Consider the following 21810-nt stretch of genomic DNA (forward strand, 5'->3'; position numbering starts at 1 on the left):
TGCATCCCGCACCCTTTGTCGCAGACCCAGCCCGGTCGGACAATGATACCGATCAATCACATTTTATTGACGCACCAACGGCCGCGCCGCCTTGTCGGCCAGCACCCACGCCTGCAACCCGTCCCGTATCCCCGAAGCCATCGACGCCCGCCATCCCGGATCGCGCAGATTGGCAAGGTCTTTCTTGGAAGACATGAACCCCAGCTCAATCAGGATCGAGGGCACATCTGCCGCCTTCAATACCGAAAACGCCGCCTCGCGATGCGCCTTGCGGTTAAGCGCGCCGGTAGCCTCCCGAATGGCGCGCACCATCTCGTCAGCCAGCTGCTCTGTGCGGGGCCGTGTTTCCATCCGCGCCAGATCCAGCAACACATCCGTCACCTCGTCATCCGCGCCTGAGAGATCAACACCCGACAGAATATCTGCCCTGTCATGCCGCTCAGCCAACACCGCCGATGCCGCATCGCTGGCCTCATCCGATAATGTATAAACCGTCGCGCCCTGCGCATTCCCCTGACTGACGATATCGGCATGCAGCGAAATGAACACATCCGCGCCCTCCTGATGGGCAATCGCCACCCGGCGTTCCAGCGACACAAACGTGTCCTCATCGCGCGTCAACACCACCTCAAACCCGCCCGAGCGGCGCAGCGTGTCGCGCAACTCGCGGGCAAACTGCAACATCAGGTGCTTTTCCTGCAATCCATCCCGCTCGGCACCGGGATCAATACCGCCATGTCCGGGATCAATCACCACAACACTCGGCGCCCAATCCGGGCGCTCGGGGCGCGTGTGCTCGATCACGGCTGGTTCCGGCAAATCCCAGCGCGGGTCAAACGGCACTTTGGCCAATGCCGCATAGTCCAACGGACCCACAGGCGACAAAACAACCGACAAGGTCGCCCGCCCGCTGGCCTCATCCACAACCAACCCGGCCTTATCCACCGCCAACGGCGCGTCCAGATCAATCACCATCCGGCTCCATCCCGGACGATACAGCCCAAAACGTACTGTGCCGACACCCTCAACAGATCCAAAATCCTCCGGGCTGACACCCCGCCAATCGATTTCGCGGAAATCCAGCACCAACCGACGCGGCTCATCCAGCTGAAACACCCGCCACGGCACCCCCTGACTGAGCGCCAGATCAAACTCCACAGCCCCGCGCCAGCCTTCGCTCAGCCCGCTCTGCTCCGCATCCACCCGCGCCAGCCCGGAAAATTCCTGCGCCGCACCAATACCAGCCCAAACAAGGGCCACAAAAACCGCCAAAACTCTGCTCATTGCCCCAACTCCGGGTTGCTTGGCGGCAATCTACACCAGCCGCCGCAAACAAAGAACCCCGCACACCACCGGGCCCATGTCTTCATCTTGCCAAAAATACTTTGGGGGAGTCGCTGCTTTGCGGCGACGGGGGCAACGCCCCCTACCCGTCCAAAAATCCGGCACTGCGCATGAATCTTTCCAGTCGCTCCAGCCCCTCGACAATATCCGCCGTCGCCCGCGCATAGGAAAACCGCAAAGTCTGGGCGCCACGCACCGGATCAAAATCCAACCCCGGCGTCACCGCCACCCCGGCCTCATCCAGAATCCGGCGGGCAAAGGCGCGGCTGTCATCGGTGTAGGCGCTGACATCCACATAAACATAGAACGCCCCATCCGGGGGGGCAAACCGTGTGAACCCCGCCTTGGGCAATCTATCGGTCATCAACGCACGATTGGCGCGATACACTTCCATGTTCGCTTCCAGCTCATCATGGCAATCCATCGCCGCCAACGCCGCAACCTGGCTGGCATGGGGTGCGCAGATAAACATGTTCTGCGCCAACCGCTCAACCAGGCGCACATGATCCTCAGGCACCACCATCCAACCCGCCCGCCAGCCGGTCATGCTGAAATACTTGGAAAACGAGTTGATCACATAGCACTCATTCGTAATCTCCAGCGCCGTGACGGCTTTGGCCTCATACTCGATCCCGTGATAAATCTCGTCGCTGATAAAGGCCGCACCCTTTTGGGCGCATAGATCTACCAGCGCGCCCATTGCAGACCGGTTCAACATCGTGCCCGTCGGATTGGCCGGAGACGCCACCATCAGCCCCTCAAAATCCAGCGCCTTCAGATCGTCAGGAACCGGTTGAAGCCGGTTTGCATCCGCCGTCTGGATATCCAACGGCTCAAGGCTCAGCGCTTTCAAAATCTGTCGGTAACTCGGATAGCCCGGCGCACCAATCGCGACACGCTCTCCGGCATCAAACAGCGCGGTAAACGCCAGCAGAAACGCCCCAGACGATCCCGGCGTCACAATCACCTGATCCGGGTTCAGATCCACATTATACCAATCCCCATAAAGCTTTGCGATACGCTGACGCAGCGCGGGCAAGCCCAATGCCACCGTATACCCAAGCGCATCGTCCTGCATCTGCGCCGCCAGCGCATCACGCGCGCCCTTTGGGGCGGCGGTGCCCGGCTGACCCACTTCCATATGGATAATGTGACGCCCATCTGCCTCGGCCTGACGGGCCGCCTCCATGACATCCATCACAATAAAGGGATCAACGCCCCCGCGTCTTGAGTTCCGCATGAAATTCGTTCCTATTGTCGCTCATGAGGTATCACCGCGAAATGACGGCGTCGTCAATCCTTGCCTTTCCCTTGCGCGCCGCATTCCTTGTGGCGGCGCTGATACTGGTGTGGGCCACAACACCTGTACGGGCGCAATCCCTGATTCGCGACGCCGATATCGAACATGCTCTCGCCCGGATGGCGGCACCGGTGCTCACCGCAGCCGGTTTGGGCGGAAACGTGCGCATCCTGTTGGTCAATGACCGGTCCCTGAACGCCTTTGTCGTGGATACCCAGCATATCTTTATCCACACCGGACTTATTGCAAAACTGGACACCCCCGAAAAGCTGCAGGCGGTGATCGCCCACGAAGCCGCCCATATTGCCAATGGCCACCTGTCGCGCCGTCTGGCCAATCTCGACAACGCCCGCACCCTTGCCGGCCTTGGCCTTGCGCTTGCCATTGCGGCGGGTGCCGCCACCGGGCGCGGCGATCTGGCCTCGGGCCTTGCCATCGGCACACAATCTTCTGCCTTGCGCGATTTCCTCTCCCACACCCGTGCCGAAGAGGCCTCTGCCGACCAATCCGGCGTGCGCTATCTCGCGGCTGCCGGGATTGATCCCATCGGCGCGGTCGAGGTACAGAAACTGTTCATCGGTCAGGAACTTCTTAACGTCTCCCGCCAGGACCCCTATACGCGCTCGCATCCCTTGTCGCGAGATCGCGCACGCGCCATGGAACGGTTTGTTGCGGCTTACGGCGGAAAATCCATTCCGCAACCGCAAATGGAATACTGGTACGAACGCGCGCGCGGCAAGATCACCGCCTTTACCAACGCGCCCAGCTGGACACTCAAACGTGCCGCCAATTCCAAGGCCGAAGACGTCCGACTCATGCGCGAAGCCGTGGCCTATCACCGCCTCTCTGATCGCAGCAAGGCAATCAATCGCATCGATCGCGCCATCGCCATTCGCCCTAACGACGCGTATTACCACGAACTCAAGGGCCAGATCCTGCTCGAAGGCCGCCAGTTTCAGGCCGCCGTGAACGCCTATCAGAAAGCCGCCCAGCTTGAGCCCCGCAATGCGCTCATCCTTGGCGGCTTGGGCCGTGCCCTTTTGACGGTCGACCGCCCCAAAGAGGCGCTCACATATCTTGAAAAAGCCCGCGCCCGCGATTTTCGCGACGCGCGCCTCTTGCGCGATCTGGGATCGGCCTATGCGCGCACTGGACAAAACGGCATGGCCTCTTTGGCCACCGCCGAACGCTACGCCCTTGCGGGGCGCCTGAAAGACGCTGAAATCCACGCACGACGGGCCGTTGGCCTGTTGCCGCAAGGGTCCAGCGCATGGCGCCGCGCGGATGATATTCTCGCTGCGGCCAAACGTGCCGCTAAAAAGTGACGGAGACACTGATGAAACGTTTTCTTGCAACCACAATCCTCGCCCTTGGCGTCGCGGCCCCCGCTGTCGCCTTTGATGTAAACGCCATGTCCGACGACGAGCGCGCCGCCTTTCGCGCCGAAATTCGCGCCTACCTGCTGGATAATCCAGAGGTGATCATGGAAGCCGTGGAAGTGCTCGAACAACGCAACAGCGCGGCTGAGGCCGCCAATGACTTCAATCTGGTCTCTCAGTACGGAGATTCGATATTCGAAGACGGGTATTCATGGGTCGGTGGCAACCCAGATGGCGACGTGACTCTGGTCGAATTTGTAGACTACCGCTGCGGTTACTGCCGCAAAGCGCATGACGACGTGGCCGAACTGGTCAATTCCGACGGAAATATCCGCCTGATCGTTAAGGAATTTCCAATCTTGGGCGAAGACAGCCTGCTCAGCTCTCGCTATGCGATTGCCGTCAAACAAAAGCACGGCGATGACGCTTATAAACTGGCCCACGACACTCTGATAACCTTCCGCGGTGGTGTCACCGACGCCTCCCTGACGAGCATCTCCGAAAGTCTTGGCTTTGACGCGGTGGAACTGCTCGCCCATATGAACAGCGACGAAGTCACAGACGAAATTCGCAAAACCCGCGCATTGGCGCAGGCGCTCAGCATCACTGGCACACCTACTTTTGTGATGCAGGACCAACTGCTGCGCGGCTACCTGCCGCTACCGCAAATGGCCGCGCTTGTGGACGAGAAACGCACCCGCTGACCTTGCTCACATCGAGGCGATCACCCCCTGATCGCCTCGCCAAAAAATATCAGCGTGCAATCCTCGTCGATGACATGAAATTCGCGCTGGCCATAATCCTGATCAAACGGCGCCCGCACCCGCCTCTTGCCCAATAGGTCCAGCTTGGGTTTCAGGCTTAGGTACAGCGCATCAATCCCCTCAACATCAATATAAAACGATGTCTCACGCTCAGGCGTACTCAAATCCACGCTCTTGTCGACCTCGATCAATCGCACGGCCACCGCGTCTCGCCGCATAAAGGCATAATTCTCTGCCTGAAAGCCAAGCGCGAATCCCAGCACATCCTGATAGAACCCGATTTGCCGGCTCAGATCGGAACAGGGCACAAACGGCGTAACCTGATTCATTTTCATCAAAACAACCCCTCAATAATTCACTTTATTCCACCGAAGCATCAGCCGACGCAACTTTCGCAAAGAAAAACCGCGTTTTGGATACGATTTCCCCTCCATTGACGGTTGACGCCGCGACGCGGCGCACATAATGTCCGGATCGAACATGAAAAAGGACGCCCGACAATGCAATTGCTAGTCGTACTTGTAGGAAAATGGCGCATGGGCCGGTAACGGACACCATAATGGAACCCCATGCGCCCCCGTCAAATGGTCGGGGGCTTTTTTATGTCAAAGAACTTGTGACGTTGGATACGGAGAGACAGATGACACGTCAGATGACCGGAGCGAAAATGGTAGTCCAAGCCCTTAAGGATCAGGGCGTAGACACGGTATTCGGATATCCCGGCGGGGCTGTCCTGCCGATTTATGACGAAATTTTCCAACAGAACGATATCCGCCATATCCTCGTGCGCCATGAACAGGGTGCTGTGCATGCCGCCGAAGGCTACGCACGTTCAACCGGCAAGGTTGGCGTTGCCCTCGTAACGTCCGGCCCCGGTGCCACCAATGCTGTGACCGGCCTGACGGACGCGCTTTTGGATTCGATCCCGATCCTCGTGATCACCGGACAGGTACCCACTTTCATGATCGGCTCTGACGCCTTTCAAGAGGCGGATACCGTTGGCATCACACGGCCTTGCACCAAACATAACTGGCTTGCCAAAGACACGGCCACGCTGGCCGAAACCCTGCATCAGGCGTTCCATGTGGCCAGCTCGGGCCGCCCAGGCCCAGTGCTTGTGGACATCCCCAAGGACGTTCAGTTTGCCTCTGCCGGATACACTCCGCCGGAAAAGACCAACAATACAAACTACCAGCCCCAGATGAGCGGCGATATCGAGAGCATCAACGAGCTGGTCGAAGCCCTTGAATCTGCTGAACGCCCGGTGTTTTACACCGGCGGCGGCGTGATCAACTCCGGCCCCAAAGCATCCAAGCTCCTGCGCGAATTGGTCGAGGCTACGGGCATTCCAATCACCTCCACGCTGATGGGCCTCGGCGCCTATCCGGCGTCCGGCAAGCACTGGCTTGGCATGTTGGGTATGCACGGCCTTTACGAAGCCAATATGGCGATGCACGACTGTGATCTCATGATCAATATCGGCGCCCGATTTGATGACCGCATCACCGGCCTGATCGACGCCTTCAGCCCCGGCTCGAAAAAGGCACATATCGACATTGATCCCTCTTCGATCAACAAGGTGATCAAGACCGATATCCCGATTGTGGGCGACGTGGCCTCGGTTCTGGATGACATTCTCAAGGTCTGGAAAGCGCGCGGGCGCAATATCAATCGCGAAGCTATCGCGAATTGGACGGGCCAAATCAACGAATGGCGCAAGGTCGACTGCCTTAAGTTCACGCAGCAAGGCAAGACAATCAAACCACAATACGCACTCAAGCGCCTTGAGGAACTGACCAAGAGCCATGACCGCTATATCACTACCGAGGTTGGCCAACACCAGATGTGGGCCGCTCAATACCTCAACTTTGAGGACCCGAACCGCTGGATGACCTCCGGTGGCCTCGGCACAATGGGTTACGGCTTCCCGGCCTCCATCGGTGTGCAGATGGCCCACCCCGAGAGCCTCGTGATCAACGTCGCAGGTGAAGCATCGTGGTTGATGAACATGCAGGAAATGGGAACAGCCGTGCAGTTCCGCCTGCCGGTAAAGCAGTTCATCCTGAACAACGAACGTCTCGGCATGGTGCGCCAATGGCAGGAACTTTTGCATGGTGAGCGCTATTCGCACAGCTGGTCCGAAGCTTTGCCCGACTTTGTCAAACTCGCAGAGGCCTTTGGTGCCAAAGGCATCCTCTGTTCCGACCCCGCCGATCTTGATGACGCGATCATGGAAATGATTAACCACGACGGACCGGTGATCTTTGATTGCCTCGTTGAAAAGCACGAAAACTGCTTCCCGATGATCCCATCGGGCAAGCCGCACAACGAAATGCTTCTCGGCGAGGCTTCGACGCAAGGCGCGATCGAAGCTGGCGGTGCGGTTCTGGTGTAAGGATTAGAAAAATGGCTGCTCTAAAAATCAAAAAAGGCTCGACCAAGCACTCTGCTTATAACCTGCGTCCCAACTTTTCGGATGTTCAGGAATCCCACACGTTGGCCGTGGTCGTCGACAACGAACCGGGCGTTCTGGCCCGTGTGATTGGCCTGTTCTCCGGGCGGGGCTACAATATCGAAAGCCTCACCGTGGCCGAGATTGACCACACCGGGCATCACTCGCGCATCACTGTCGTGACCAAAGGCACGCCGCAGGTGATCGAGCAAATCAAGGCACAGCTTGGCCGCATCGTACCCGTGCACGAGGTTCACGACCTTACCGTTGAGGGCGCGGCCGTTGAACGCGAGCTGGCACTGCTCAAGGTTGCCGGCGCAGGAGATAAGCGTGTCGAGGCCCTTCGACTGGCCGATATTTTCCGCGCGAACGTGGTCGACAGCACGCTCGAGAGCTTTGTGTTCGAAATCACCGGCACATCGGAAAAGATTGACGCCTTTGCCGATCTGATGCGTCCGCTCGGTCTGGTCGAAGTGGCGCGAACCGGCGTCGCAGCCCTGTCCCGCGGATCAGAATAGCGCTACGAAAAAGCGCATGGCAATCCTCGGGGATCAGCCATACGCTTGACCAAATGCGACCAGCGCAAAAATCGTTCAAAAGTAAGGGGGCCTCTGGGCCCCCTTTTTACTCGCAATCTCTAAACCAGAGTTTTTCACGCGATCTCGACAATCCGATCCCGATGCACCGCACTTGCAGCTGAAAAACACACCACATTCGACGTTCCAATCGGCTCCTGTTGAACAGGAACTTCAATTGGTCGATGTGGTTTTGCCGATTTCTGCGACTGTTCATTCAACGTATCAGGGAGCCCGGCATAGGTGCCCTGCCCCAATCGGCGCGGGTTACGCGCATACCGCTGATGGCGTTCCTGCTGCACGTCAAACTGCACCAGATCACCGGCGTCAAACTCCAGCAGCATATCGGGTTGCTCCGTTTCGCCGCTAAAAAATGCTAGATCGCCGTGATCTTCACACCAGATCACCGCTTTGTTATCTTTTGCATCACTCCAAAGAACCACGCCAAGCATTTGAGTTCTAACTCCTTTTTGCTTCCAGATTGAGTGTCACAAAAGAAAGCCTGACGCGACATTGAAATTTCAGCGTCGACTTCTTCAAAATTGTGTCGACTTTGGATTTCCCTGATGCGACTATGCGTCAAATTGATGCTTAATCGCGTCAAGTCAAAAAAGAAGCGACAAAGAGCGCGCCAATTGGTTGAACAACCAGCGGCATCGCCAACCGGAGAGAGAATTGAACGACGGAACATCGGGCTTACGGCCTCAGAAATCACCAGCAGAACTGCGTCAGATGTTGGGACAGAATCTCCGGATTCTGGCGCAGGACTTTCCTTCAATTTCCCGATTATGCAGAGAACTTGGAATCAATCGCACCCAGTTCAACCGCTACTTGTCGGGAGAAAGCTTCCCGCGCCCTGACGTGCTCCATCGTATATGCACGTTTTTCAGGGTCGATGCGCGCATCCTTCTGGAGCCCCTCGCCGATCTGAGTGGAGACAAGGGTGTACTCAACCACCCGTTGATTGCCGAATATGTCGGATCCGGCATGACCGACATTCCCCAGGATGTCTTTCCCGACGGTTTCTACCGCTTTTCCCGCCGCAGCTTTATCGAGCAAGACCTGATCATCATTGGACTTGTTTACGTTTTCCGCAAAGACGACCACACATTTATCCGTGGCTACGAAGCCAAGGAAGCCATGCAGGAACAGGGCCTGCCCACAGATAGCGCCACTCGAGAATTCCGGGGTGTTATTCTGCCACAAGAAGATGGCGTTGCCGCTCTTGTCAGCCATGCCCGCACCATGGCCACCTCATTCAATTACCTCAGCCGCGTCGCGTCCTTCCAGAACCACTACTGGATCGGTTACGCCACCCGCACCGTCCGCGAGACGGTCACGGGCTGTCGCGCTGCCCGTCTTGTCTATGAACATCTGGGCAACGAAACGGGACCTGTCCTTGAAGCTGCGCGCACCGTCGGGTTCTGCAGCCCAGACAACCTGATGCCCTATCATCGCAAGCTACTTCAGCTCGAACGTCCCTTTAGTTAAGGCGCGTCGACTGACGCCAAACTGTGACGAAATCGCAAGGTGGAGTCCGATGTTGTCAATTGACCTTTGCCAACGCGCGACTCCCCATTACTTGATGCCTAAAATCAACCTCTCGCCGCCAATCCTAAATCGGCCTACACGCTGATCCCACCGGCACGCTTCATAAGCGAGTAAAGATGCCACGTGGCGTGGCCCAGCAATGGCAACACAATCAACAAGCCCAGAAACCACGGCACCAGCGCCACAAAGGTCAGGCCAGCGATAATCGCAGCCCAGACGATCATGACAACAAAGCTATCCTGCACCGCGTTAAAGCTGGTGATCATCGCCGTCACAAAATCTATTTCCCTGTCCAGCAACAGCGGAAGCGAGATAACGGTGATCATATAGAGCAACAACGCAAACGCCGCGCCAACAACAGTTCCCACTCCCAACATCATCAATCCGTTTGCACTCAGATACACTTGGAACGAACTCGACACATTGGTCATCGTTCTCAGCCCCAGGAACAACGCAAAGATCATATGCGCGAGAAAAAACCAGAATAGAAACATGACAACAATCACCGCACAGATGGACGGCAGCTGTCGTTTGCTCTGCCGACCGATCACGCCAAAAATCGCGCGCCAGTCCATCTCGTCGCCGCGTTCCAACCTGCGCGACACTTCATACAAGCCAACGGCCGCAAATGGCCCGATCAACGGAAAACCAATGGCTGCAAAAACCAGCCAATAACTATGCCCAGTCACGCGTGTGATCCACACCATGACCCATCCTGCGATCACATAGAATGCTGCAAACATAATCCCATAGACCGGCTGCGCTTTGAAATCCCACCACGCCAAAGACAGCGCCTCTCTTAACATGGCAAAATCTGGCGCGCCCAGCTTTGGCACACCCGCTTCAGGTGTCTCGTTCATTCAATCCTCCCAAACCTCGTCCGCGCATTTTCAAAAAGACAGGGTTTGACACAGCAAATCAAGCGTCAGGCAATCGGTGGGTGTGATTGTGGCCAGCCTGTTGCCTGATGATAGGCCTCTGCCACCTGCAACAGCGCCACATCCGCGCCTTTGCGGGCGAACAGCTGCATCCCCATCGGCAGTCCCTGATCACTGAACCCCACCGGTACGCTGATCGCGGGCAACCCAATCAGGCTGACAGGCACCATCACCTGCATCCAGCGATGATACGTATCCATCGCGCGCCCGGAAATTTCCTTTGGCCAATCCCAGTCGATGGGAAATGGCCAGCATTGCGAAACCGGCAGGGCCAGTACCTCAACGTCCTCAAACACCGCCGCCGCCCGCCTAAACCACGCCGACCGTGTGGCACAGGCCGCATGCAGCTGCGCCACACTCAGCTCCTGTCCACACGCGATCTCCCATTGCGCCTCAGGCTTCAGTCGCGCCCGCGTTTCCGGGTTCTCAAACAACCCGGCCATATCTCCCGCCAGCGCAAAGGCGCGCAAATCGCGCCACGACGCAAACATCTCTTCTGCATCAAACGGTGCCGCCATCGGCGCGACCTCCGCCCCCAGGTTGCTCAACACACTCAGACCACCTTTGCACAGGTCCAGAATTCCCTGCTCCATAGGCATCGCCCCACCCCAGTCACCAAGCCAACCAACACGCACACCAGAGACCGTCGGCGCCTCTCCTAGCGCCCAGGGCTGACGTGGTGTGTTGAACGGAACCGCCGGGTTCGGTTCCGCCATTACATCCATCATCAATGCAATGTCGCGCGGCGAGCGCGCCATTGGACCCAACGTGGAAAGCTGCTGCCAAAACACTTCGTCGCCCGGCTCCCTTGGAACCACCCCGAAACTCGGGCGAAACCCGTACACATTGTTCCACCCCGCCGGATTACGCAACGAACCCATCGCGTCACTTCCATCGGCCAGCGCCACCATGCCCATCGCCAGCGCCGCCCCCGCGCCCCCCGAAGAGCCACCTGCCGTACGCCCTTCCGCATACGGATTGCGCGTCACCCCATGCACCGGATTGTAACTGTGACTGCCCAACCCAAACTCGGGCACATTAGTCTTGCCAATGAAAATCGCGCCTTCATTGCGCAACAGCGACACAAACCGGCTGTCCACCTCCGAAATGCGATCCACATAAAGTGGCGACCCTTCGGTGTTTCGCGTGCCCTGCACATGGGCCAGCCCCTTGATCGCCATCGGCAGCCCGTGCAACTTGCCTCGTATCGTACCCTGATCCGCCGCGCGCGCCTCGCTCATCAACACATCCGCCTCGCGCAGATCAACAATTGCATTCACCGCCGCGTTGCGCGCCTTAACCCGCTCCAGCGTCGCCGCCATCACTGTCTCAGCTGACAATTCGCCTGACCGCAACGCCGCCAACAGCGCGCCCGCATCCCAATCCAGAAACGACATCACTCTCCCCTCATACGCACGCACTCAACACGCGCCCATATCTTCATCTTGCCAAAAATACTTCGGGGGGCCATGAAAATCTTTGGATTTTCATGGCGGGGCAGCGCCCCAAAATGGCCTCAGGCTTCGGCACTCGCCGCAAACTTCGCGCGCAACCGGCGCAAATCAGGGCCCCAGAACCGCCATAACAGCAATATCGCCGCCGCCGTCAATCCAATCACCAGCCCTGCCCAAACGCCGACACCTTCATACCCCATGACAAACCCAAGCACATAGCCCGTCGGCACACCGATCACCCAATAGCTGATCGCGGCAATCACCATCGGCCCGCGTGTGTCCTGAATACCGCGCAGAATGCCCAGCGCCATTACCTGCAACCCGTCGACCACCTGGAACAACGCGGCTACCCATAACAGGGTCACGCCAATTGCCATAATAGCATCGCGTTGCGGCTCGTCCGGGTCGATAAACAGCCCAATCAGGAACTCAGGAAACAACAAAAACACACTCACAGCCACGGCAGCCGTAACCATCGACCCCGCGATGGCCACCTTGGCGCCGCGTGCCATGTGATCTGCATCCTTGCGCCCCAAGGCATTCCCTGCCCGCACGGTCGCGGCGTTTGACAGGCCCAAATGCATCATAAAGGCCAAACTGGCGAGGTTCAGCGCAATCCCATGCGCTGCCAACTGAACCGTGCCCAGCCAGCCCATCATCAACGAAGACGCCGCAAATAATCCAACTTCGGCCAGATTGGTCACACCAATCGGCACACCCAACTTCAGCACGCGGCCAAACACATCCCAGTCCGGACGCCAGAGACGGCCAAACAGATCATGATGTTTCATCGCCACCGCCGAATACACAACCACCCCGCATAACGACACGGCTTGCACAACCAGCGACGCAATTGCAGCGCCTTGCACACCCAGCTCCGGAAAGCCCCAGTTGCCAAAGATCAGCGCATAGTTCACCACCCCGTTGGCAGGAACCGCCGCCACAGTGACCCAGAACACCACCCGCGTCCGCCCCAATGCTGCCAGATAGCTCTTGAACACCATGACCAACAGGGACGGCATCAAACCAAACCCTGCAACGCGCAGATAAACCTGCGCCAATTCAGCCACTTCGCGTTCCTGCTGCAATCCCAACAGGATAGGCTGCGAAAAGATAAACAAAGGCAGCACCAGAACGCCAAAGATCACTGACAACCAAAGCCCCATGCGCGTCACACGCCGCAACTGTACCTCATCGCCCTCAGCATCCGCCTCGGCCACCAGCGGCATCACCGCGATCGCAAATCCCGAGCCGAGAATGAAGATGACAAAGAAAAACGTCCCCCCCAACACAACCGAGGCCAGTGCCTCGACCGAATACCAGCCCAACATGACCGTATCGGTCAGCGTAATCGCAAACTGCGCAATGTGCCCGCCAATCAGCGGAATGCCCAGCCGCATCAGCGAACGGAAATGATCGGGATATGTCATCACTTGTTTCATCCCCAAGGCTTAGGCCCGAAAACATCGTCTGACAAGCGATACCAATACCGGGCTCAGCTATCCTGAACAGTTGATCGAACGGCGCGCCTCTGGCACCCTGCTCCCATTCATCGAAAAGGGATCGCTATGTCTGACGCGCCATTACCCGAGATCGATTTCTGGTTCTCAATCGGCAGCACTTACACCTATCTTTCGGTGATGCGCCTGCCGGATCTTGCCGCCAAAACCGGAATCACTTTCAACTGGCGGCCCTTCTCTGTGCGCGCCATCATGATCGAACAAAAGAATATCCCCTTTGTCGGCAAACCCGCCCGCACCGCGCATATGTGGCGCGACATTGCGCGACGCGCGCCCTATTACGGCCTCTCGCCCAAGATCCCCGCGCCTTATCCGCTCGAAAACTTCGATCTCACCAATCAAGTGGCCATTCTCGCGGCGCAGGAAGGCTGGGTTCAGGATTACACCCGCGCCACCTATCAGCGCTGGTTTGAGCACGGCGAACCCGCGGGCAGCGACCCTAATCTCTCTACGTCCCTCAATGCCATTGGCCAGGATCCCGCCCGCGTCATCCCCGCCGCACAGACCGAATTCTGCCTCTCAGCCTACACCCAAGCCACCAACCAGGCGCGCGACCTCGGCATTTTTGGCGCGCCCTCCTTTATCGTTGGCAGCGAACTCTTCTGGGGCGATGACCGCATCGAAGACGCCGTCGATTGGGCCTATGCACAACAGGCCGTCTCATGACCCACGATTTTGACACCCTCATTCCCGATGCCCGCGCCTTTTTGCGCGAATTGTCCCAGAACAACACGCGCGACTGGTTTCTGGCGAACAAAAACAGCTACGACACACAGCTCAAGGCCCCTGCCCTTGCCCTGCTCGATATCCTTGCCGCGACGCTGGAAACAGACACCGGTCAGGTGCCCAGCACCAAACTCTTTCGCCCACATCGCGATGTGCGCTTTTCCAAAGACAAAACCCCTTATCACACCCATCTGCACATGCTGTGGTCTACGCCGCCAACAGGCTGGTTTCTCGGCATATCTGCCGACTATGTCACCGTTGGCGCTGGAGTGATGGGTTTTGACAAATCCGCATTGACCAGTTGGCGCGCAGCCGTCGACCACTCGGGCGAAACGATCTCCCAGACGTTAACCGCCCTGACAGAAATAGGTGCGCGCCTCAGCGATCCAGAGCTCAAACGCGTCCCCGCACCCTATGCCAAGGAACATCCGCACGCCGACCTGTTACGCCGCAAAAGCATGACCGCATGGTTCGATCTCTCAGAAACAGACATACAAAAAGGCGGCCTGATCACTAGGATCAAGACCGCCTTTTCAGAGCTGTCACCGCTTGAAAGCGCACTGCGATCCCTCCTCTGATCGCAGCGCCGGGTGCGCTCTCTACTCAATAAGGCTCAGGACCGTCGCGTATCCGGGTGTAATGCGGATCCCAGAATATGTTCCGAGCGATGGATCACATGGCTCGCGGTGTTCACGATCAACGGATCAGGCGTGCCAACCAGTTCAATGTCTTTGCCCGGATAATCCAATGACGCCAGAAAATGGGTCATACAGTTCAAACGCGCGCGCTTTTTGTCGTCTGACTTGATCACCGTCCACGGCGCGTCTGCCGTATCCGTGTAAAAGAACATGGCCTCCTTGGCCTCGGTATAATCTTCCCACTTGCTCAGCGAAGCCTTGTCAATCGGGCTCAGCTTCCATTGCTTAAGTGGATCCGTTTCGCGGCTGGCGAACCGGCGCTTCTGCTCTTCGCGCGTGACCGAAAACCAGAACTTGAACAGCTGAATCCCCGACCGTACCAGCATTCGCTCCAGATCGGGCGTCTGGCGCATGAACTCAAGGTATTCATGCGGTTCGCAAAATCCCATCACCCGCTCAACACCGGCGCGGTTATACCAAGACCGGTCATAAAGAACGATCTCGCCGGCGGTTGGCAAATGGTTGATATAGCGTTGAAAATACCACTGCCCACGCTCTTCGTCGGTCGGCTTATTCAGCGCAACCACACGCGCGGATCGCGGGTTCAAATGCTCGGTAAACCGTTTGATCGTGCCCCCTTTGCCAGCCGCATCGCGCCCTTCAAAGATCATCACAAACTTCTGCCCGGTCTCCTGCGCCCAGAGCTGCACTTTTAGCAACTCCGCCTGCAACTGCGCCTTGCGGTCTTCGTACACACGACGTGACAGGCGGGTGTCATATGGGTACTCGCCCCGTTCAAACGCACGCCGCACATCCTCTTTGCTGGGCGCGACGCCGCCCGGCGTTTTACCCGCATCTGCCGTTGCTGCGGTCTGGGTTGTGTCCACGCCATTGGCCGCGCTTACAGCGTCGGTTTTGAGCGTTGCATCGGCTTTTGGCTTGGCGGATTGAGGGGCTGCGGACATGCTATCTCCTAATGGTTTGACCTTTGCGCACACCTTACCAAACGCTCACCCCGCCCGCTTTGATACACGTCAAACGCATCATTGTTTTCCCGCGCACCACACGCAATCCGACGTCATTCGCCCAATCTTGCCTCAGACACGGATCATATCTTTCCGCCGCTGCAATCCCCTGCCATAATGACTGTCAAACAAAACCAAGAATGAGCAGCGCGAATGCCTAACGATCTCCTGACCGAGAGCCAGTCCCAGACCTATGACGCCTCCTCTATCGAGGTCCTCGAAGGTCTTGAACCCGTCCGCAAACGCCCCGGCATGTATATCGGCGGCACGGACGAACGCGCGCTGCACCACATGGTCGCCGAGATCCTCGACAACTCCATGGATGAAGCCGTCGCCGGCCACGCCACAAGGATCGAGGTCGAGCTGCACGACGACTACGCCTTTACGGTGCGCGACAACGGGCGCGGCATCCCGGTTGATCCGCACCCCAAGTTCCCCGACAAATCCGCGCTTGAGGTGATCCTTTGTACCCTGCACGCAGGTGGCAAATTCTCGGGCAAAGCCTATCAAACCTCTGGCGGTCTGCACGGTGTTGGCGCGTCGGTCGTCAATGCGCTCAGCGATTCAATGGTGGTTCAGGTGGCCCGCAATAAGGAACTCTTTGAACAGCGTTTCTCGCGCGGCATTCCTCAGGGTCCGGTCGAAAAACTGGGTCCCACCCAAAACCGTCGCGGCACCACCGTGACCTTTCATGCCGACCCCGATATCTTTGGCCAGCACCGCTTTAAACCTGCGCGCCTGTTCAAATCCATCCGCTCCAAGGCCTATCTCTTCTCCGGCGTGGAAATCCGCTGGAAAACCGCTATCGATGACGGCGAAACCCCGACCGAGGCCACCTTCCACTTCCCCGGCGGTCTGGCCGATTACCTTACGGAATCGATGAACGGCTCCTCCACCTATGCCGAGCACCCCTTTGCCGGCACGGTCGACTTTCAGGAACGGTTCAACACACCGGGCAAGGTGGAATGGGCCATCAACTGGACCCCGTCGCGCGACGGTTTTATCCAGTCCTACTGTAACACTGTCCCCACGCCCGAGGGCGGTACCCATGTCGCCGGGTTCTGGGCCGCCGTGCTCAAAGGCATCCGCGCCTATGGCGAACTGGTGAACAACAAAAAGGCCGCGCAAATCACCCGCGACGACCTGATCACTGGCGGCTGCGCGCTGGTTTCCTGTTTCATCAGCGAGCCTGAATTTGTCGGCCAGACCAAGGATCGCCTCGCCACAACCGAGGCACAGCGACTGGTGGAAAACGCCGTGCGCGACCACTTTGACAACTGGCTCGCCGCAGATACCAAATCCGCCGGCGCCATTCTCGATTTCCTCGTGCTGCGCGCCGAAGAGCGCCTGCGCCGTCGTCAGGAAAAGGAAACCGCCCGCAAAACCGCCACCAAGAAACTGCGCCTGCCCGGCAAGCTGGTGGATTGCTCGCAAAACAATCGCGACGGCACCGAACTGTTTATTGTCGAGGGTGACTCGGCGGGTGGCTCGGCCAAGATGGCACGGGATCGCAAGACCCAAGCCCTCCTGCCATTGCGCGGTAAAATCCTCAACGTCCTCGGCGCGGCCGGATCCAAGATCACCACCAACCAGGAGATCAACGACCTCACACAGGCGCTTGGCGTTGGCCTTGGCACCCGGTTCAACGTCGACGATCTGCGTTACGACAAGATCATTATCATGACCGACGCCGACGTCGACGGCGCCCATATCGCGGCCCTGTTGATGACCTTCTTCTTCACCCAAATGCGCCCGATGATCGATTCAGGCCACCTCTACCTCGCCTGCCCGCCCCTGTTCCGCCTGACCCAAGGCGCCCGCCGGGTCTATTGTCTGGACGAGGCCGAGCGCGACGAGTGGCTGGAAAAGGGCCTTGGTGGCAAAGGCAAAATCGACGTCTCCCGCTTTAAGGGTCTGGGTGAAATGGACGCCAAAGACCTGAAAGAAACCACCATGAACCCCGCCTCCCGCAAACTGATCCGCGTGACAATAGACGAGGATGAACCCGGCGAAACCGGCGACCTGGTCGAGCGCCTGATGGGCAAAAAGCCGGAGAAGCGATTCCAGTACATTCAGGAGAATGCACGGTTCGTGGAGGAGTTGGATGTTTGAGTGAAGTCTTCGACAAGCTCATTGAAAGTGCACGGTTCTTTGGAGTCGAGGCCGTAAAAAACGCAGTAGAAGCACATACTAAAGACCCGTCCAGATGGCCTTTGGCCATGTTACATTTGGTCACGAGTTTCGAATTGGCTTCGAAAGCACTCTTGGCCAAACAGCACCCAGCGTTTGTGAGCGAAAAAGTTGAAGGAGGCGAAAAGACAGTTTCGATACAGGGAGCGTTCGAACGCCTACAAAGACCGGAAATCTATGGTCTTCGCCTATCCGAAAAGGACAAGAAGCGAATTTTTGGTGCTGTAAAGATTCGTAATGGTATTGCCCATGGCTTGGGTACTTCAAATGCGGCATCAACAGAGGCGAAGTTTTTTGAAGTCTTCGCCTATTTGCGTGACTTTCTAAGCTTTCATTTGAAGCTCAATATCCTTGACGAAGTAGAGAGAAAAACTGCTGTAAAACTTTTGTCTATCAAGAAGCAAGTTCACGAGCTCGAAAAGCGTGCAACGAATAACTTGGATGCGACTGAGCTTGTTTGGTACTGCCAAGAATGCGACAAGGATTTCATGGTTGAAAGAGAAGGCGAGTTTCTTTGTCTCTACTGCCATTGGGAAGAGCCGCTTAATGCTTGTCAGCGTTGTTCAATTTCTATTCCGGAATGGGAACTTCTCAACGCAGAAGAACTGTTTGAATGGGAGTTTTCGGAGGAAAAAGCCGAGCTAATTACCAACTACGGCATTGGAGAGGACAGAGTCTGTCCATCCTGCTTTAAGGAACTACAAGAAGAAGTTGATACTATGGCTCGCGAAGAAGAATGGCGATATGCGGAAGAGGAGTATCAATACTATTTGTCGACCAAAGGTTGAGTTGCGCGTCAAAGCAAGTAACCAATCCGCGAGTTTACTGCCTAAAACGCCACCTCACGAAGCTCAGCGTCCGACCCGGGGTGGGCGCGGAACGCTCCCGCCCATGGGGGCGGGTCGGGCGCGGCGATATGCCGTGCATTTCGCATGGGGTCAGACCAAAAAGACCTCCGCACAAAACAAACCGACAAAGGGCGTCCCTCTCGCGTATTGCTGCGCAATACGCTGCCGGGCTCGGGGATTGTGCCAATCCCCTTGGTCGGGCGCGGCGAAATGCATGCATTTCGCATGGGGTCAGAACAAAAAGACCACCGCGCAAGACAAACCGACAATGGACGTCCCTCTCGCGCATTGCTCGCAATACGCTGTCAGGCTCGGGGATTGGGCCAATCCCCTTGGTCGGGCGCGGCGAAATGCACTGCGTTTCGCATCTGGCTTGAGTGGCAACCGAACCTCTGCCAAACTCCCCCCATGCGCCTTCTCATCCTGATCCTCTGCCTGATCCCTCTCACCGCCACGGCCCAAAACCGGGCGGACTCGGCCCGTCATCAGGCGCTACCGCATAACCAACAGACCAAGCCTCAGACGCAGCAACAATGGCCACAAAACCAACCGCGCACACAGCTCTTTTGTGACCAATACGCCCGCGCCGCCGCTGGCAAGGGCGGCACCACACGGGGCAGCATTGCCGGGCACACCATCGGCAAACAGGGCGGTGCAATCGCCACGCAAGACCGGGATCAGGCTGCGGCCCTTGGTATTGTCGGCGGCGCCATTGGTTCCACCGCTGGCGCGCAACAGGACAAACAGTTCTACGCCTTCCACTTTAACGAATGCATGTCCGGCGGTCGCCTCTTGCCCACGTCAAACTGACCAACCTGTGAACCCTGTTTCAACCCATCCGCGCTAGGGTGCCCCCATGGTCGATATTATTCACGCAAACCAGCTTCTGCTTATGATCGCGTTCTTTGGCGCGGGAAGCCTTGGTGCGTTGCTACTCTATCGCCAGCCCAAAGGCTCGCGTGCGTGGGAAATTGCCGATCTGCTTTGGGTCGTGCTGGGCGGGGTTGGGGCCATCGCCGCGATCATCGCGGGTATTTATCAAGAGGACAGCACCCGCCTTGATCGCCAGATCACCGTCGCCTACACCGCGTCCCACGCCTTTGACACCGACGCCGCGCGCTTTCGCCTGCGCAACTGTGCCCCGCCACAGGGCCGCGACCTGACGCAGATTTGCGAAAAGGTCGAATTCCTCTCGGCCTCCACCGCCAAGAACTCGGCCCTGCCCCTGTTTCTCTCGGTCAGCGAACACGCCGCACCGCTTCAGGGGCTTGGCCTCGGCTTCCTGCGTGGCAAGTCCAAGGCGATGGACGACATGGAACATTCCATGCGCCAGTTGAACGAATCGCGGTTTCTGGTCTTTGACCCCCGCGACGTGGACACCGTGATGGCGCTGGGGCGGCTGGGTCTGCTGGAACCCGCGATTGCCGCCGACTACCGCGTTCTGGCGCTGTCTTATGACGCGCTGATCAATCAGGTCACACAGCTACGCGCTGACTGGCAATTGCTACAGGCCAATCGCCACCTGCTCGCCGTGCAGATTATCGCGCTTTGCTTGTTGGCCTTTGCCGCGCCCTTCCGTTTGGGCAAATCCGTGGTTGCGCTGTTCTGACAAGTGTTTACGGCTTGCCCGCCGGTGCGCCCATGCTAGGCTCGCCTCATGCGCGCCTCTCTGTTGATCCTGCCCCTGATGCTGCTTGCCTGCTCACGTCCCCTCTCACCCGGCGAAGAGGCGTTCATGGCCGATTTCGCCGGAGACAGCTTTGAACCGGCCCGCGCCCGCATTGTCGCCGACGTGCCGCTGGGTGTGGCGACGTTTAAATACGAAAAACGCCCGCGCCTGTCGTGCCGCGAACGAATCCACCCCGAACCGGATGAGGCGGTGATCACCACCTCTCCGGCGGGGTTGGTACTGTGGAACACGCTCTATACGTCCGAGGGCTGGTATCTTGACGATTACCTCCCCGCCTACCCCGAAACGGTCAACCTTCAGGCCGCGCTGTTTTTTGCGCACGAGCTGACCCATATATGGCAATGGCAAAACCGCGACCTGACCGGCTATTCCCCCCGCCGTGCTGCACGCGAACATCAGGTTCAGGATGACCCATATCAATTCGAGCTCGACACCAGTACGCAGTTCCTTGGCTACGGGTACGAGCAACAGGCGTCGATTGTCGAAGAGTATCTCTGTTGCGCGGCCCTCGACCCCAAGGCCCCGCGCACCTCACGGCTGCGCGACCTGTTGAGCCAGAACTTCCCAATCGATCAATTGCCCCGCCCGGAAAATGTGATTCTGCCTTGGGAAGACGCCGAGATCAAAGGTATCTGCCGCGCCTGAACCACACCGACGCGATACCGACGTGATACCGACGTGATACTGAAAACCACAAAAAAGGGGCCAGACGGCCCCAATTTCACATCAGCTGTAGCGTTCAATCACTTGTAACCAAACGCCGAATTCGGGATCAGCGCGCGCTTACCACCCGGCGGTGTCCATTCCGACTCCAAACACGCGGTGCCTTCTTTCTGCCAGTACAGCGCTTTGAAATCATACCACCCTGCCTGAGGCACGCTGACCTCTGGGCGGCCAGCGCTGGCGCAAGCCGTGATCATATTCAGCTTGGCCACTTCCTTGCCGCTGATCCAGAATTGCGAACCGTCATTGGAGAAAAACTCAAGCTTGTAAATACCCGGCTTATCAAACTTGATATAGCCATTGATATCCGCCACCACCAACTTGGGAATACCCGCAGTCAGCACAGGCGCGCCATCTCCCTTGTCCGGATAGTTGAGCCCTGCCAATGGCTTACCGGGCTTCGCCCATTTCAGCTTGCTACGAGCTTGGGAGAGAGTCCTGACCTGCCGCTCACCTGTGAAATAACTGACCTTAAGACCCTTCTTAACGCCAGACGGCTGCGGATTAGCTGGCGTTAACTGGATGGGTTGCGCCATAGCAATGCCGCCCGCTATTGCCAAAGCACCCGCCAAAATCGTTGTCACAATGGACCGCATGAACCCATTTCCTCCCTGAAATTGCACAATTCGTTACCCCTAACCTAAATTGTTAACCCCCAATCGGGCAAGCAAGGATTGAGACTGCGCAGGTGAA

General features: G+C 57.8%; 21 protein-coding genes. 12 read left to right on the top strand and 9 right to left on the bottom strand.

From position 1 onward, the window contains the following. Nucleotides 1-63: 63 nt before the first annotated feature. Nucleotides 64-1284 (bottom strand): N-acetylmuramoyl-L-alanine amidase, encoded by a 1221-nt coding sequence (locus CLV88_RS01140; RefSeq protein WP_106606528.1) that lies wholly within the window; start codon nt 1282-1284, stop codon nt 64-66. Nucleotides 1285-1426: 142 nt separating this feature from the next. Beyond that, nucleotides 1427-2584: a pyridoxal phosphate-dependent aminotransferase gene (locus CLV88_RS01145; protein WP_106606529.1), complete on the bottom strand. Its 1158-nt coding sequence runs from the start codon at nt 2582-2584 to the stop codon at nt 1427-1429. Nucleotides 2585-2625: 41 nt separating this feature from the next. Between CLV88_RS01145 and CLV88_RS01150 the strand changes: the two genes are divergently transcribed. Next, on the top strand, nt 2626-3969 hold the full coding sequence (locus CLV88_RS01150; RefSeq protein WP_106607047.1) for a M48 family metalloprotease: 1344 nt from the start codon (nt 2626-2628) through the stop codon (nt 3967-3969). An 11-nt stretch (nt 3970-3980) separates the two neighbouring features. After that, a complete protein-coding gene (locus CLV88_RS01155) occupies nt 3981-4727 on the top strand; it encodes a DsbA family protein (protein ID WP_106606530.1) in 747 nt (248 codons plus the stop codon). A 20-nt stretch (nt 4728-4747) separates the two neighbouring features. Here the strand turns inward: CLV88_RS01155 and CLV88_RS01160 are convergent, their stop codons facing one another. Then, the gene (locus CLV88_RS01160) at nt 4748-5122 is read right to left on the bottom strand and encodes a bleomycin resistance protein (RefSeq protein ID WP_243403531.1); all 375 of its coding nucleotides are present in this window, start codon (nt 5120-5122) and stop codon (nt 4748-4750) included. Nucleotides 5123-5427: 305 nt separating this feature from the next. Between CLV88_RS01160 and CLV88_RS01170 the strand changes: the two genes are divergently transcribed. Together CLV88_RS01170 and ilvN are read left to right on the top strand one after the other, a co-directional pair. Then, on the top strand, nt 5428-7182 hold the full coding sequence (locus tag CLV88_RS01170) for an acetolactate synthase 3 large subunit (protein ID WP_106607048.1): 1755 nt from the start codon (nt 5428-5430) through the stop codon (nt 7180-7182). Between the two features lie 11 nt (nt 7183-7193). Then, nucleotides 7194-7757, top strand: coding sequence for an acetolactate synthase small subunit (ilvN, locus tag CLV88_RS01175; RefSeq protein ID WP_106606533.1), 564 nt, complete (start codon nt 7194-7196; stop codon nt 7755-7757). Between the two features lie 134 nt (nt 7758-7891). On the opposite strand, the gene CLV88_RS01180 is transcribed toward ilvN, so the two are convergent. Then, a complete protein-coding gene (locus CLV88_RS01180; RefSeq protein WP_106606534.1) occupies nt 7892-8266 on the bottom strand; it encodes a S1 domain-containing protein in 375 nt (124 codons plus the stop codon). Nucleotides 8267-8489: 223 nt separating this feature from the next. On the opposite strand from CLV88_RS01180, the gene CLV88_RS01185 reads away from it, so the two are divergent. After that, on the top strand, nt 8490-9305 hold the full coding sequence (locus CLV88_RS01185; protein WP_341477138.1) for a helix-turn-helix domain-containing protein: 816 nt from the start codon (nt 8490-8492) through the stop codon (nt 9303-9305). Nucleotides 9306-9439: 134 nt separating this feature from the next. Here CLV88_RS01185 and CLV88_RS01190 read toward each other — a convergent pair whose 3' ends face one another. From CLV88_RS01190 to CLV88_RS01200, 3 genes are all read right to left on the bottom strand, one after another. Then, a complete protein-coding gene (locus CLV88_RS01190; protein ID WP_106606536.1) occupies nt 9440-10225 on the bottom strand; it encodes a DUF2189 domain-containing protein in 786 nt (261 codons plus the stop codon). A 65-nt stretch (nt 10226-10290) separates the two neighbouring features. Continuing rightward, nucleotides 10291-11700, bottom strand: coding sequence for an amidase (locus CLV88_RS01195; protein ID WP_106606537.1), 1410 nt, complete (start codon nt 11698-11700; stop codon nt 10291-10293). Nucleotides 11701-11819: 119 nt separating this feature from the next. Next, a complete protein-coding gene (locus CLV88_RS01200; protein WP_243403532.1) occupies nt 11820-13187 on the bottom strand; it encodes an MATE family efflux transporter in 1368 nt (455 codons plus the stop codon). Nucleotides 13188-13325: 138 nt separating this feature from the next. Between CLV88_RS01200 and CLV88_RS01205 the strand changes: the two genes are divergently transcribed. Further along, nucleotides 13326-13943: a 2-hydroxychromene-2-carboxylate isomerase gene (locus CLV88_RS01205; protein ID WP_106606539.1), complete on the top strand. Its 618-nt coding sequence runs from the start codon at nt 13326-13328 to the stop codon at nt 13941-13943. After that, nucleotides 13940-14581: a TIGR02453 family protein gene (locus CLV88_RS01210; protein ID WP_106606540.1), complete on the top strand. Its 642-nt coding sequence runs from the start codon at nt 13940-13942 to the stop codon at nt 14579-14581. The genes CLV88_RS01205 and CLV88_RS01210 overlap by 4 nt, the downstream gene beginning before the upstream one ends. A 35-nt stretch (nt 14582-14616) precedes the next feature. Here the strand turns inward: CLV88_RS01210 and ppk2 are convergent, their stop codons facing one another. Then, nucleotides 14617-15606, bottom strand: a complete 990-nt coding sequence (ppk2, locus tag CLV88_RS01215; protein WP_106606541.1) for a polyphosphate kinase 2 — start codon at nt 15604-15606, stop codon at nt 14617-14619. Between the two features lie 213 nt (nt 15607-15819). On the opposite strand from ppk2, the gene parE reads away from it, so the two are divergent. The 5 genes from parE to CLV88_RS01240 all read left to right on the top strand — a co-directional run bounded on the left by parE (nt 15820) and on the right by CLV88_RS01240 (nt 21039). Then, complete coding sequence (gene parE / locus CLV88_RS01220; RefSeq protein ID WP_106606542.1) at nt 15820-17778, top strand: DNA topoisomerase IV subunit B; 1959 nt, start codon at nt 15820-15822, stop codon at nt 17776-17778. Continuing rightward, the gene (locus CLV88_RS01225; RefSeq protein ID WP_106606543.1) at nt 17775-18644 is read left to right on the top strand and encodes a hypothetical protein; all 870 of its coding nucleotides are present in this window, start codon (nt 17775-17777) and stop codon (nt 18642-18644) included. Before parE ends, CLV88_RS01225 begins: the two co-directional genes overlap by 4 nt. Nucleotides 18645-19112: 468 nt before the next feature. After that, nucleotides 19113-19514, top strand: coding sequence for a hypothetical protein (locus CLV88_RS22815; RefSeq protein ID WP_133169899.1), 402 nt, complete (start codon nt 19113-19115; stop codon nt 19512-19514). A gap of 46 nt (nt 19515-19560) precedes the next feature. Beyond that, a complete protein-coding gene (locus CLV88_RS01235) occupies nt 19561-20313 on the top strand; it encodes a hypothetical protein (protein WP_106606545.1) in 753 nt (250 codons plus the stop codon). 48 nt (nt 20314-20361) lie between these two features. Next, nucleotides 20362-21039: a hypothetical protein gene (locus CLV88_RS01240; protein ID WP_106606546.1), complete on the top strand. Its 678-nt coding sequence runs from the start codon at nt 20362-20364 to the stop codon at nt 21037-21039. Between the two features lie 98 nt (nt 21040-21137). Here the strand turns inward: CLV88_RS01240 and CLV88_RS01245 are convergent, their stop codons facing one another. Continuing rightward, nucleotides 21138-21713 (bottom strand): PA14 domain-containing protein, encoded by a 576-nt coding sequence (locus tag CLV88_RS01245; protein WP_106606547.1) that lies wholly within the window; start codon nt 21711-21713, stop codon nt 21138-21140. Nucleotides 21714-21810: the final 97 nt, after the last annotated feature.

The organism is Shimia abyssi (assembly GCF_003014475.1).
In the GTDB taxonomy this organism is placed as follows: Bacteria; Pseudomonadota; Alphaproteobacteria; order Rhodobacterales; family Rhodobacteraceae; genus Shimia; species Shimia abyssi.